This window comes from Nocardiopsis tropica (genome assembly GCF_042660575.1).
Lineage (GTDB): Bacteria > Actinomycetota > Actinomycetes > Streptosporangiales > Streptosporangiaceae > Nocardiopsis > Nocardiopsis tropica.
In genome coordinates this window covers 35,624-48,155 of the sequence record NZ_JBHSUF010000024.1, presented here as the reverse complement: position 1 = coordinate 48,155, position 12,532 = coordinate 35,624, and the positions used below count along the sequence as shown (strand labels likewise).

Annotated in this window: 12 protein-coding genes; 10 read left to right on the top strand and 2 right to left on the bottom strand. The window is 71.1% G+C overall.

Features of this window, described 5'->3' with window-relative positions:
* The first annotated feature begins 55 nt into the window (after positions 1 to 55).
* The 7 genes from trxA to ACFQBR_RS29020 all read left to right on the top strand — a co-directional run bounded on the left by trxA (position 56) and on the right by ACFQBR_RS29020 (position 6,683).
* Positions 56 to 430 carry a thioredoxin gene (gene trxA / locus ACFQBR_RS29050; RefSeq protein ID WP_267947578.1) on the top strand — a complete coding sequence of 125 codons (375 nt, stop codon included), beginning with the start codon at positions 56 to 58 and terminating at the stop codon, positions 428 to 430.
* 285 nt (positions 431 to 715) lie between these two features.
* Complete coding sequence (gene pstB, locus ACFQBR_RS29045) at positions 716 to 1,588, top strand: phosphate ABC transporter ATP-binding protein PstB (protein WP_267947577.1); 873 nt, start codon at positions 716 to 718, stop codon at positions 1,586 to 1,588.
* 372 nt (positions 1,589 to 1,960) lie between these two features.
* Positions 1,961 to 2,758: a response regulator transcription factor gene (locus ACFQBR_RS29040; RefSeq protein ID WP_267947576.1), complete on the top strand. Its 798-nt coding sequence runs from the start codon at positions 1,961 to 1,963 to the stop codon at positions 2,756 to 2,758.
* Between the two features lie 391 nt (positions 2,759 to 3,149).
* Positions 3,150 to 4,298, top strand: coding sequence for a phosphate ABC transporter substrate-binding protein PstS (gene pstS, locus ACFQBR_RS29035; RefSeq protein ID WP_267947575.1), 1,149 nt, complete (start codon positions 3,150 to 3,152; stop codon positions 4,296 to 4,298).
* 113 nt (positions 4,299 to 4,411) lie between these two features.
* Entirely contained in the window at positions 4,412 to 5,419 is a 1,008-nt protein-coding gene (pstC, locus tag ACFQBR_RS29030; protein WP_267947574.1) for a phosphate ABC transporter permease subunit PstC, read from the top strand.
* The gene (gene pstA / locus ACFQBR_RS29025) at positions 5,416 to 6,327 is read left to right on the top strand and encodes a phosphate ABC transporter permease PstA (protein WP_344181177.1); all 912 of its coding nucleotides are present in this window, start codon (positions 5,416 to 5,418) and stop codon (positions 6,325 to 6,327) included. Before pstC ends, pstA begins: the two co-directional genes overlap by 4 nt.
* 140 nt (positions 6,328 to 6,467) lie before the next feature.
* The gene (locus tag ACFQBR_RS29020; protein ID WP_267947572.1) at positions 6,468 to 6,683 is read left to right on the top strand and encodes an EF-hand domain-containing protein; all 216 of its coding nucleotides are present in this window, start codon (positions 6,468 to 6,470) and stop codon (positions 6,681 to 6,683) included.
* A 52-nt stretch (positions 6,684 to 6,735) separates the two neighbouring features.
* Here ACFQBR_RS29020 and ACFQBR_RS29015 read toward each other — a convergent pair whose 3' ends face one another.
* On the bottom strand, positions 6,736 to 7,473 hold the full coding sequence (locus ACFQBR_RS29015; RefSeq protein WP_344181179.1) for a spermine/spermidine synthase domain-containing protein: 738 nt from the start codon (positions 7,471 to 7,473) through the stop codon (positions 6,736 to 6,738).
* A gap of 226 nt (positions 7,474 to 7,699) precedes the next feature.
* Between ACFQBR_RS29015 and ACFQBR_RS29010 the strand changes: the two genes are divergently transcribed.
* The 3 genes from ACFQBR_RS29010 to ACFQBR_RS29000 all read left to right on the top strand — a co-directional run bounded on the left by ACFQBR_RS29010 (position 7,700) and on the right by ACFQBR_RS29000 (position 10,800).
* Positions 7,700 to 9,946, top strand: a complete 2,247-nt coding sequence (locus tag ACFQBR_RS29010; protein WP_344181181.1) for a carbon starvation CstA family protein — start codon at positions 7,700 to 7,702, stop codon at positions 9,944 to 9,946.
* A gap of 3 nt (positions 9,947 to 9,949) precedes the next feature.
* Complete coding sequence (locus ACFQBR_RS29005; protein ID WP_344181183.1) at positions 9,950 to 10,162, top strand: YbdD/YjiX family protein; 213 nt, start codon at positions 9,950 to 9,952, stop codon at positions 10,160 to 10,162.
* Positions 10,163 to 10,371: 209 nt separating this feature from the next.
* Positions 10,372 to 10,800, top strand: coding sequence for a DoxX family protein (locus ACFQBR_RS29000; RefSeq protein WP_344181185.1), 429 nt, complete (start codon positions 10,372 to 10,374; stop codon positions 10,798 to 10,800).
* Positions 10,801 to 10,819: 19 nt separating this feature from the next.
* On the opposite strand, the gene ACFQBR_RS28995 is transcribed toward ACFQBR_RS29000, so the two are convergent.
* Positions 10,820 to 12,511, bottom strand: coding sequence for a hypothetical protein (locus ACFQBR_RS28995; protein WP_378554901.1), 1,692 nt, complete (start codon positions 12,509 to 12,511; stop codon positions 10,820 to 10,822).
* Between the last annotated feature and the right edge of the window lie 21 nt (positions 12,512 to 12,532).

The following is a 12,532-nucleotide window of genomic DNA, read 5'->3' as shown; positions in this document are numbered from 1 at the left end:
GAGATGGCGGTTGGCCGACGGTCGACACCAACCAACGAAGAGATCAGGAGACCACGTGCCCACGGTCGAGCTCACCAAGGACAACTTCGCGGAGACGCTGAAGGACAACGACTTCGTCCTCATCGACTTCTGGGCGGACTGGTGCGGTCCCTGCCGGCAGTTCGCCCCGGTCTTCGAGAAGTCCGCGGACACCCACACCGACATCGTGCACGCCAAGGTGGACACCGAGGCGCAGCGCGAGCTGGCTTTCGAGTTCAAGATCCAGTCCATCCCGACGCTGATGATCGTGCGCGAGCGCACCGTCATCTACAACGAGCCCGGCGCTCTGCCCTCCGAGGCGTTGGAGAGCCTGATCACCCAGGCCAAGGAGCTGGACATGGACGAGGTGCGCCAGAAGATCACCGAGCAGGGCGGCGACGCCCCGGAGTAACCGGGCGGCACCGGGAAGACCCCGCGCCCGGCCCTCCCGCGACGGCGGGAGGGCCGGGCGTTCGCATGTCCGGGCACGGGACCGCCACGTCCGCCCCCTCCTTCGGTGACGGAAGCGCAACGTTCCGCGTTCGGAACGCCTCCGAGTTCACCGCCCACGTTCACCTTCGCCACGAGGATCGTTCACTCGGCCTTCATGTGGACGGATTTGCATGGTATTCGACCGCGCTCCGCCGGTTCTGCCCCCCATGACCGCGCAAGCACCGTCCGACCCGGAAGTGGACCCATGTCTGTCAGCAACACCGCGTCCCCTCGCGGCACCGAGTCCGGTCGCGGCGTCGCACCCGACACCGTCCGGTACAACCGCGAGGTCCCCGACCTCGGAGACCCCGTCTTCGACGTCTCCGGCCTCTCGATCTACTACGGGTCCAACAAGGCCGTGCGCGACGTGAACCTCAAGGTCGGGCCGCGCCAGATCACCGCGATGATCGGCCCGTCCGGCTGCGGCAAGAGCACCGTCCTGCGGACCCTCAACCGGATGAACGACCTCATCCCCGGCGCCCGCATCGAGGGGCGGGTGACCTATCACGGCGAGGACCTGTACGCCTCGGAGGTCGACCCGATCGAGGTGCGCCGCCGGATCGGCATGGTCTTCCAGAAGCCCAACCCGTTCCCGAAGTCGATCTACGACAACGTGGCCTACGGCCCGCGCATCAACGGCGCCCGCGGCAACATGGACGACCTGGTCGAGGAGACGCTGACCAAGGCCGCCCTGTGGGACGAGGTCAAGGACAAGCTCAAGGAGAGCGCGTTCGCCCTCTCCGGCGGCCAGCAGCAGCGCCTGTGCATCGCGCGCACGATCGCGGTGAACCCCGAGGTGATCCTGATGGACGAGCCGTGCTCCGCGCTCGACCCCATCGCGACCCTCAAGATCGAGGACCTGATGTACCAGCTGGCCAGCGAGTACACCATCGTCATCGTGACCCACAACATGCAGCAGGCCGCGCGCGTGTCCGACCGGACCGCGTTCTTCACCGCCGGGGTGGACGACGCGGGCGACCGCTACGGCAGCCTCGTCGAGTACGACGAGACCACCACGATCTTCAGCAAGCCGTCCGACCAGAGGACCGAGGACTATATCGCTGGTCGCTTCGGCTGATCAGCCCCAACCGTCCCCACCCGGGCGACCAGCGATGGTGGGTCGCTTCGGCTGATCAGCCCCAACCGTCCCCACCCGGGCGACCAGCGATGGTGGGTCGCTTCGGCTGATCAGCCCTAGCTCTGCGGCCCCACCGGGGCGACCAACGATGGTGGGTCGCTTCGGCTGATCAGCCCCAACCGTCCCCACCCGGGCGACCAGCGATGGTGGGTCGCTTCGGCTGATCAGCCCCAGCTCTGCGGCCCCACCGGGGCGGCCGGCGATGGCGGGCCGCCTCGGCCGATCGGCCCGGGCGGCCGGCGACGGGACGGTCGGCCGGATCGGCCGCGACGGGGCCGCCCCTCTCCCGCACCTTCGACGAAGTGGACCCCCATGCCCGCGCTCACGCCCTCCGCGTCCGTCCCCTCTCCCACCCCGGGCGCCCTGGGCGACGCGGACCCGGTCGAGCGCCCGGAACGGTGGGAGGGCCCGCTTCGGGTCCTGCTGGTCGAACCGGAGTCGGAGCAGTCCCACCAGCTGGTGCTGTCGCTGAGCGGCCACGACGTGGACATCACGGTGTGCGTGGACGGCGCGGAGGCGCTGCTGCGGGTGGGGATGATGCGTCCGGACACGCTGGTGACCAGCGCGAACCCGCCCGAGGTGGACCTGGAGACGCTGGTGCGGGTCACCCGCCGGGCGACCGAGATCCCGATACTCATCGGGGTGGGGCCGGGCGACTCCCAGCGGGCGATGAGGGCGTTGGCTGCCGGCGCGACGGCGTGCGTGAGCCGCCCCTACCGGATCCCGGAACTGGCGGCCCTGCTGCGCGGTTCGCTCCCCGGCGCGGACGGGGGCGGACCGGACAGCGGGGCGTCGCCGTCCGCGCTCCGTTCGGGGGCGCTGGAGCTCGACGCCCTGGGACACCGGCTGTTCGTGGACGGCAACCCGGTCAACCTGGCCCTGCGTGAGTTCGGGATCATGGACTTCCTGCTGCGCAACAACGGGCGGGTGGTCAGCCGCGAGGAGCTGTGGACCGAGGTGTGGCACAAGCCCCTGCCTCCGGTGAACAACACGATCGCCGTGCACATCCGCCGCCTGAGACACAAGCTGGGCGACTCCGAGGCCCAGCCCCGGTTCATCCACACGGTGCGCGGAATCGGCTACCGTCTCGATACCGCGAATGGTGGCTGACCACATACAAAAAGCTACCGACGAACATCCAGGGTCCTCCAGCAGGCGCCGGAGCGACCCATTGTTCATGTAGGCGTCACTTCGCCGATCGACACACGCGAAGGTGAACCGAAGGGCAACCGGACACGTCACCTTCCTTGCCGGTCGGTCACGGCGAAACCCGCACAGGAGTCGGCATACCCGCAGGTCATCACCGTGAGTCCCGGGCGCATGACAGAAGTCGACAACCACGAAAACGCCCCGCCGTTATTAAACGGTTACCCCCATTCACTTCGCATTCACCCGCCTTCTACCAACCGGCCTCCATTTCGATGTCAGCGCGACTTTCTGCACGCTTACTGTCGTTTTACGTCAGCCCCGACAGCGGTGATTCAACGAGGAGAACTACGACATGCGCAACGGGCGTTCCAAGCTCGCCGTCCTGGCAGCCATCCCCCTGCTCGCCACGGCGTGCGGTGGCGGCGGCGACGCGGCAGGCGACGGTGCAGACGGTGGTGGCGGCGGCGATCTCAGCGCGCAGCTGACCGGCGCCGGTGCCAGCTTCCCCGACCCCCTGTTCCAGGACTGGATCTACGAGTACTCCAACGGCGTGCAGCCCGGGGTCAGCGTCAACTACCAGAGCGTCGGCTCCGGTGCGGGCGTCGAGCAGTTCCTGGAGCAGACCGTCGACTTCGGCTCCTCCGAGGAGTTCCTGGGCGAGGAGGACCTCGCGGCCGCCGCCGAGGCCCGCGGCTGTGAGGCCGTGCAGTTCCCCGTCGTGTTCGGCGCGGTCGTCATCGCCCTGAGCAACCCCGACCTGGACGGCCTCGTCCTGGACGCGGAGACCCTCGCGGGGATCTACTCCACCGAGATCACCACGTTCGACGACCCGGCGATCGCCGAGCTCAACCCGGACATGGACCTGCCGAGCGACGAGATCATCCCGGTCCACCGCTCCGACAGCTCCGGCACCACCTACGTGTTCTCGCACTACCTGACCACCGAGGTCGAGTCGTGGGCGGACGAGTACGGCGAGGGCAAGGAGCTGGACTGGGCCGACGGCCTGGTCGGCGGCCAGCAGAACGACGGCGTCGCGCAGGGCATCACCCAGAACCCGGGCGGCCTGGGCTACGTGAACCAGTCCTTCGCCCAGGAGGCCGACCTGGCCGTCGCCCACATCGTCAACGAGGACGGCACCCCGATCGAGCCGACCCTGGAGTCGACGATCGCCGCCACCGGCGAGGCCGAGATCCCGGACAACTTCCAGTTCTCGATCGACAACATCGGCGGCGAGGGCTACCCGATCGCCGGATCCAACTGGATCTTCACCTACACCTGCGGCTACGACCAGGCCAACGCCGACGCGATCATCGACTTCTGGACCTGGGCCCTGACCGACCAGGGCGCCCAGGACCTGGCCGGCGAGCTGGGCTACGCCCCGCTCAACGAGGAGCTGACCGAGCGCGTCATCACTGAGCTGGAGAAGACCAACTCCGAGAACGGCGGCGGCGACGCCGACGCCGACACCGGCGCCGAAGAGGACGCCGAAGCGACGGAGTAACCCTCCAGCGGGGCCGGGGTACCCGTTACCCCGGCCCCGACCCCATCCCCTCCGTCCCGAGGCGCCGGGGCGGGCCGCTCTCCACTCCCACGAAAGCCACAGAGGAGAAGCACATGTCCACCGAGGCCCCCGAGGCCCCGCAGGCCCCCGAGGCCCCCCGGCGGGGGACGCTCACGTCCGGCAAGGGGCGCCTGGCAGACCCGATCTTCAAGTGGGTCGTCGCGGCCTGCGGCACCATCGTGCTGGTCATCCTGGCGCTGATGGTCATCCGGACCACGACCGAGGCCTGGCCCGTCTTCGCGAAGGAGGGGTTCTTCGGCTTCCTCATCGGGGAGGAGTGGACGGCCGGCGGCTCCCGCACGGAGATCACCGGCACCTACGGCGCCTGGCCGTTCATCTACGGCACCCTGATCACGTCGGTGATCGCGATCGCCATCGCGCTGCCGCTGTCGATCATGGTCGCCGTCTACCTCACCCACCTGGCGCCGCGCCGGATCGCCAAGCCGCTCTCCTACACGGTCGAGCTGCTCGCCGCGGTGCCCAGCGTCATCTTCGGCCTGTGGGGCCTGCACTGGTTCCTGCCCAACGTCATGCGGCCGTTCTTCGAATGGCTCGAAGGCGCGATGGGCTGGTTCTTCCTCTTCGAGGGCCCGGTGCGCGGCGTCGGCTACCTGCCCGCCGGCATCGTCCTCGCCATCATGATCCTGCCGATCATGACCGCCATCATCCGCGAGGTCGTCGCCGTCCAGCCGCTGGAGCAGCAGATGGCGGCCTACGCGCTGGGGTCGACCCGGTGGGAGGTCATCACCAAGGTGGTCCTGCCCGCCAGCTTCTCGGGCATCGTGGCCGCCGCGATGCTGGGCCTGGGCCGAGCCCTGGGCGAGACCATCGCCGTGCTGATGCTGATCGGCGGGTCCCAGGGATGGGGCGCGAGCCTGTTCGGCACCGGCAGCAGCATGGCGTCGCACATCGCCGCGACCTTCGGCGAGTCCTCGCCGGAGACCAGGACCGGGCTGATGGCGATCGGTGTCGCCCTGTTCCTCGTCACGATGATCGTCAACATCCTGGCCCGCGTCATCGTGTGGCGCCTGGGACAGTTCACGGGAGACGCCGCCGTATGAGCACCACGACCACCACCCCTCCGGCCGCACGGCCCGCCCCGCTGAGCCAGCGTCCCCCCGGCTCCGGGTTCCGCAGGTTCAAGAACCGCTCCGCGACGGTGGTCCTGACCGCCGCGATGGTCCTCGCCATGATCCCGCTGGTCCTCATCATCTTCGAGGTCACCCGGCGCGGCATCGGCGTGGTCAACCTGGACTTCTTCACCCAGACCGAGCCCCCGCCCCGCCGCGAGGGCGGCGGCTACGCGGCCGGTTTCGTCGGCACGCTGTACATCATGGCGCTGGCGGTCCTGATGTCGATCCCGTTCGGCATCGCGACGGCGGTGTACATCGTGGAGTACGGCCCGAACAGGCTGACCTCCTCGATCCGCTTCTTCACCGACGTGATGACGGGCATCCCCTCGATCTTCGTCGGCCTCTTCGTGTACGGCCTGCTGGTGATCGGCTGGGGCGGGATGGGCTTCGGCACGTTCGTGGGCGCCGTGGCGATCGCGGTGATGATGCTGCCGATCGTGACGCGCTCGGCGGAGGAGATGCTCCGCCTGGTGCCCAACGAGCTCCGCAACGCCAGCTACGGCCTCGGCGCGCGCAAGTGGCAGACCATCGTGCACACGGTGCTGCCCGCCGCCGCGCCCGGCCTGACCACCGGCTCGATGCTGGCGATCGCCCGCGGCATCGGTGAGACGGCTCCGCTGCTGCTGACGGCCTTCGGTTCGGGCCTGATCGTCACGGCCATGCAGGGCTCGCCGCAGGGCGCCGTGCCGATGCAGCTGTACCGGGGCGCCGCCCAGCCGTTCGAGGCCGGCGTCGACCGCGCCTGGGGTGCGGCGCTGTGCCTGTTCGTCCTGGTCGTGCTGTTCACCATCGTCGCGCGGTGGATCGGCTCGCGGGCGTCCGTGGGCTCCCGGTAGGAAGACGCCGGGGAGCAGGGATCCAGGGGCCGCGCCGGTGTGCGCGGCCCCTTCCCGTGTCCGGGGCGTCCGGCGCTTCCCCGGAGCGCCGGGCCCCCGGTAGCCTTTCGCCGAACACACCCCGACCCCTGGAGCCACAGATGCCCACCACCGAGTACGCGGCCACGTTCGCCCTCGTCGACACCGACGGCGACGGACGCATCTCCGCCCAGGAGCTGGCGTCGCTCATGCACAACCTCGGCGACGAGTGCACCGAGGAGCAGGCCGCCGAGGTGGTCCGCTCCATGGACGGCGACGGCGACTCCCGCATCTCCCTGGAGGAGTTCGCCCGCTACATGGCGCGAAACAGGGCCTGAACACGCCCACCGCCGGGGACCGGCGCGGCCGGGTCGGCCCCCGGCGGACCGGTCACGGGGCCTTGGGCCCGCTGACCAGGTAGACCACGTCCGGCACGCTGTGCGAGACCGTCACCTCCATGACCTCGACCTCCGCGAAGTGCCCGCGCAGCAGGACCTCGAAGCTCTCCACCTCGTTGGCGCTCCAGAAGGCCAGGACCCCGCCGGGCGCCATCAGGCGGGCGAGCTGCTCCAGTCCCGCCGCCTCGTAGAGGCGGTTGTTGTTCTCGACCACCGTCCAGTCGGGTCCGTTGTCGGTGTCCAGGCAGATCACGTCGTAGCGGGGAGGCTTCTCCTTCGCCGACGCCGCCGCCAGCCACGCCACGATGTCGGCGTTGTGCACGCGGCACCGGGGGTCCCGGTGGACGTACTCGGCGGCCTCCCCCAGTTCGCCGTCGTGCCAGGCGATCACCTGGGGTTCGAGTTCGACGACGTCCACGAGCGACACCTTGGGGTTCTCCAGGGCCTCCCTCGCCGAGAAGCCCACGCCCAGCCCCCCGATGAGGACGCGGGCACGGGAGCGGCCGTCCGGGAGGGCCGCCAGGCCGGCGCGCACCATCTCCCTCTCGGAGGTGCCGTCGCGGGTGTCCATGAGGAACACCCCGTTGCTGTAGATCTCGTAGTGGGCCCCCACGCGGCGGAGCACGAGGTCGCCCCCGGTCTCGCCGGTCACCCTCGCGAGGGTGACGGCACCGTCTTCCAGTGCGGAGAAGTCCGTGGAGGGGGCGGTGTCCGGGATTCGCTGGTTCATCTCCACATTGTGCCCGTGCCGCCCCGCACCGCCGTACTCCTCCGCACCGGCGAAGGCCCCGGACACCCGGAAACACGTGTTACGGGAAAGTTCCCCGGGTGTTGAATCCGTGATCCAATCGGTGTCTTTGTGACGCCGGCTACAACGCCTCTCCTGGGCACGATGGTCGCTACCAGACCACCGGATCCTCCCTGGTGGTTGCCAGCGAGAAGAGGAGAATGATCGGATGTCCTCTGTTCCGATCAGTAGGCAGGCGGCGCAGCCGCCCAAGCCGAAATGGACACCCCGGAGCATCGCCCTCTGGGTCGCCGTCGCCCTGGTGGGAGCACTCGCGTGGGGCGTCATCGCGATCAACCGCGGCGAGGAGATCTCGGCCGCCTGGCTGATCTTCGCCGCGCTCTCGTCCTACGCGATCGGGTACCGGTTCTACGCGCGGTTCATCCAGTACAAGGTGCTGCTGACCGACGACACCCGGGCCACCCCCGCGGAGCGCCTCAACAACGGGGCGGACTTCCACCCGACCGACCGCCGGGTCCTGTTCGGCCACCACTTCGCGGCCATCGCGGGCGCCGGTCCCCTGGTCGGCCCCGTCCTGGCCGCCCAGATGGGCTACCTGCCGGGCACGATCTGGATCATCCTCGGCGTCATCTTCGCCGGCGCCGTGCAGGACATGGTGGTGCTGTTCTTCTCCACCCGGCGCAACGGCCGCTCGCTCGGCCAGATGGCCCGCGAGGAGATCGGCCCGGTCGGCGGCATCGCCGCGCTGGTCGCCGTCATGGCGATCATGGTCATCCTGCTCGCCGTGCTCGCCATGGTCGTGGTCAACGCGCTCGCGGACTCCCCGTGGGGCTCGTTCTCCTTGATCATGACGATCCCGATCGCCCTGTTCATGGGGGTGTACCTCCGCTATCTGCGGCCGGGCAAGGTCATGGAGACCTCCGCCATCGGCGTGGTGCTGCTCCTGCTCGCCATCGTCGGCGGCGGCTGGGTGGCCGAGCACGCGGTGCTGCGCGAGGTCTTCCTGTTCACGCCGAACGAGCTGACCTTCGGCCTGATCGTCTACGGCTTCGTCGCCTCGGTCCTGCCGGTGTGGCTGCTGCTGGCCCCGCGCGACTACCTGTCGACCTTCATGAAGGTCGGCGTGGTCGTGCTGCTCGCGGTGTCGATCCTCGTGGCGATGCCGAAGCTCCAGCTCCCGCAGTTCACCGAGTTCGCGTTCAACGGCCAGGGCCCGGTGTTCGCCGGTTCGCTGTTCCCGTTCGTGTTCATCACCATCGCCTGCGGAGCCCTGTCCGGCTTCCACGCCCTCATCTCGTCGGGGACCACCCCGAAGCTCATCGAGAAGGAGGGCCAGGTCAGGATGATCGGCTACGGCTCGATGCTGACCGAGTCGTTCGTGGCGATCATGGCCCTGATCGCGGCCTGCATCATCGACCCGGGCGTGTACTTCTCGATGAACATGCCCGCGACCGCCCTGGGCGACAGCGTGGAGAGCGCCGCGCAGGCGGTGAGCCAGCTCGGCTTCACCATCGACGCCGCGACGCTCCAGCACACGGCCGACCTGATCGAGGAGGACTCGATCCTCGCGCGCACCGGCGGTGCGCCGACGTTCGCCCTCGGCGCCGCGTACATCTTCTCGGAGGTGTTCGGCGGGGACGCCATGATGGCGTTCTGGTACCACTTCGCGGTCATGTTCGAGGCGCTGTTCATCCTCACCACCGTGGACGCCGGCACCCGGGTGGGCCGCTTCATGCTCCAGGACACCCTGGGCAACGTGTACAAGCCCATGCGCGACCCGAGCTGGAAGCCCGGGGCGTGGTTCTGCAGCGCGGTGATCGTGGCCGCGTGGGGCTACTTCCTGTGGGCGGGCGTCAACGACCCGCTCGGCGGCATCAACCAGCTGTTCCCGCTGTTCGGCATCGCCAACCAGCTGCTGGCGGCGGTCGCCCTGGCGGTGTGCACGACGCTGCTGATCAAGTCGGGCCGCGCCAAGTACGCGTGGGTGACGCTGGTGCCGCTGGCGTGGGACGCGGTGGTCACGCTGACCGCCAGCTACCAGAAGGTGTTCTCGGCCGACCCGAAGATCGGTTTCTTCGCCCAGCGCCAGCAGTTCTCCGACGCCCTCGCCAACGGGGAGACGAGCGTCGGCGCCATCCAGGGGGAGGAGGCGATGCGCCAGGTCGTGGTGAACACGACCGTGGACGGCGTCCTGTCGGCCCTGTTCGCGCTGCTGATCGTCATCATCCTGGTCGACTCGGTCCGGGTGTGGATCAAGGCGCTGCGGGCCCCCGACGGTACGCTGCCCCTCACCGAGGCCCCCTACGAGGAGTCGAAGATCTGGGCGCCGTCCGGTCTCGTCCCCACCAGGGCGGAGAAGGAGTTCTCCGAGCGGCTCGCCGCCGTGGGCGCCGAGGGCGCGCGGGGGACGGACGGGGAAGCCGGGGGCGGGTCCCCGGAAGCGAAGAAGGAGTAGGGCATGCGGGCACGCCCGGAGTTCGGGGCGAACCTGGCGCGCGGTCTCCGGGAGGCGTGGCAGATCGCCCGGGGCGTCGTGGGCGCGAGGGCCTACGAGATCTACCTGGAGCACCACGCCCGGGAGCACCCGGAGGAGGAGCCGATGACCGAGCGCGTCTTCTGGCGCCACCACACGGACAAGGGCGACACCGACCCCGGTGCGCGCTGCTGCTGAGGCGCCGGTCCCGTGAGGGCCCCGGAACCCCCTTCGGGTTCCGGGGCCCTCGGCGTCGGGGACCCGCACCGGCGCGGCCGGGATCCGGGCGGTGGGGCGGAGCGGGCCCCGCCGGTCGCACGCGGACCCGGGGTGGAGCGGGCCCCGGAGGCTACCAGCGAGTAGTTTGAGGCTGACCGGCGCGGACCCCCAGCCCAGAAGGAGAGACCATGACCCCCTCGAAGCGGACCGGCGGCCTGCTGTCCAAGGTGCGCGGAGCCGCCCCGTACGCGCTCGGCGGCCTGTTCGTGGCGTCGGGCGTGCTGCACTTCGCCGCGCCCGGGCCCTTCCGGGCGATCATGCCCCGGAGCCTGCCGAAGCCGGAGGCGTGGGTGTACGGCAGCGGCGCCGCCGAGCTGGTCTGCGGGGCGGGCCTGCTCACGCGCAGGCGGTGGGCCGGTCCGGCGAGCGCCGCGCTGCTGCTCGCCGTGTGGCCCGCCAACGTGCGCATGGCCCTGGACTCGGGGTCGGGCAGGCTGCCCGGCCCCGCCGACGGCAAGCTGGTCGCCTGGGGGCGGGTGCCGCTCCAGATCCCGTTGATCTGGGCCGCGCTCCAGTCACGGCCGGCCCCTCACCGGGCCGACGGCCCGCGGGACTGAGGGCCCGCGGGCGCCGGGGTCAGTCCTTCCAGGAGGGACCCCAGCCGGAGCTGTCCGAGACGCCCTCGGGGAGCGGGTCCATGTGGACGGCGCCCGGGGGCGTGGTCGCCGCGTGCGCGGGGACCGGACGGGCGCTCCGGTCCCCGGGTCCCGCGCCCGGCGGAGGCGGCGGAACGGACTCCGGGGACTCCCCCGCGAAGTCCTCACCGGGCCCCCGGGGGTCCCCCCAGGACCCGTGCGGGGCGGGAACCGTGCGCTCGTCCGCCGGCGCGTCCCAGGTCTCCGACGGCACAGGCGCGTCCCACGGCTCCGGCGCCCCTGCACGGTGACCGGGCACGCCGCCGGGGGCCCCGTGCCCCGGGGCGCCCCCGCTGTCGGTCGGCGGCTCCCCCCAGGACCCGTGCGGGGCGGGGACCGTGCGCTCGTCCGCCGGTGCGGCCTCCCCCCGCCCGTCGTCCCGCGAGTGCCGCGCGACGCGGGCCGGGGCAGCCGTGTCCGGGGACCCGGTCCCCGGTGCGCGGTCGGGCCCCCCGTGGTCCGGGAGGGGCGGGGGCACGAAGTCGTGCCGGTACGCCTGGGGCACGCCCCACGGCTCCGCCGGGGCCGGCGGGGCCCCCGGCCCCGGTTCGGGCGCGGGCGGCGGGGCGGGGAGCATCGGGTGCACCACGGCGCCGGGCGGGTGGGCCCGTTTCCACCACTGCGCCCCCTCCTCCGGGGACAGCTCCTCCTCGACCCGCAGCCAGCCGTCGATGTGCGGGTGGCGGCGGCCGGTCCGCCAGCTGTGCGGGAGCGAGATCGGCTCCAGCACCACGGCGCGCTCGCCGTCCACGACGGGGACCGCGCCCGGGGCCGCCTCGCGGTCGACCCAGGTGCCGCCGACACCGACCAGGTCCCACTGGCCCTCGACGATCGACGTGCGCGGGTCGTCACGGAGGTCGGTGGCGGAGGCCACCCACTCCGGGAGCGGGCGGCGCCCGGGGACGGCGAGCCCCTGGTCCCCGATCAGCGCGTCCTCGAGCAGGGTGTGCAGCTGGAAGTTGTCCGAGACCCCGTCGAACCGGACCCGGAAGACGCGGGCGGACTGCCGGTGGAGGACCACCATGCGGTCGGCCTCGGCCATGCGCAGCAGTTCGGCGATCTCGCCGTACTCCTCGACGTGCGGACCCAGCTGCCCGGCGATGACGACCAGTTCCCCCAGCGTCCGGGGGTCCTCGCGCAGGGCGGCGCGCACGCCGGGGTCGCACAGCATCGTCTTGGCGGCCAGGCCGTAGCGGTGCGACACCCACCAGCCGGTGGTGGCGAGGGGCGCCAGCTGTTCGAGCTCGGGCGTGACGCGCTCCTCCGAGGCCTCGCCGACCTCGCTGGGGTGGGGCGGGGCGTCGTCCCCGGTCTTCTGCCACACGTGCAGGAAGACCCCTGCCAGCTTGCCGTACTCGGCGAGCTGGCGCATGACCTCGAGCCCGGCGGGCCCGGCGGGGACGCCGCTCTCCACCAGCGCCCCGCAGAGCAGGGCGATGTCGGCGGCGACGCCCGCCGACCACTGGTGGGCGCGCAGGGTCCCGGTCAGCACGGCGAGGCCCTCGACCCGGGCGTCGGCGGGAACCCGGTCGGCCAGTCGGAAGACCGCGCTGACGGCGGCGCGCAGCTGGGAGGGCTGGTTCTCGGCGGCTTCGGCCACGGCGCTGACGGCACCGCGGAAGTCTTCGATCATTCGGGCATCCTGACACAGACC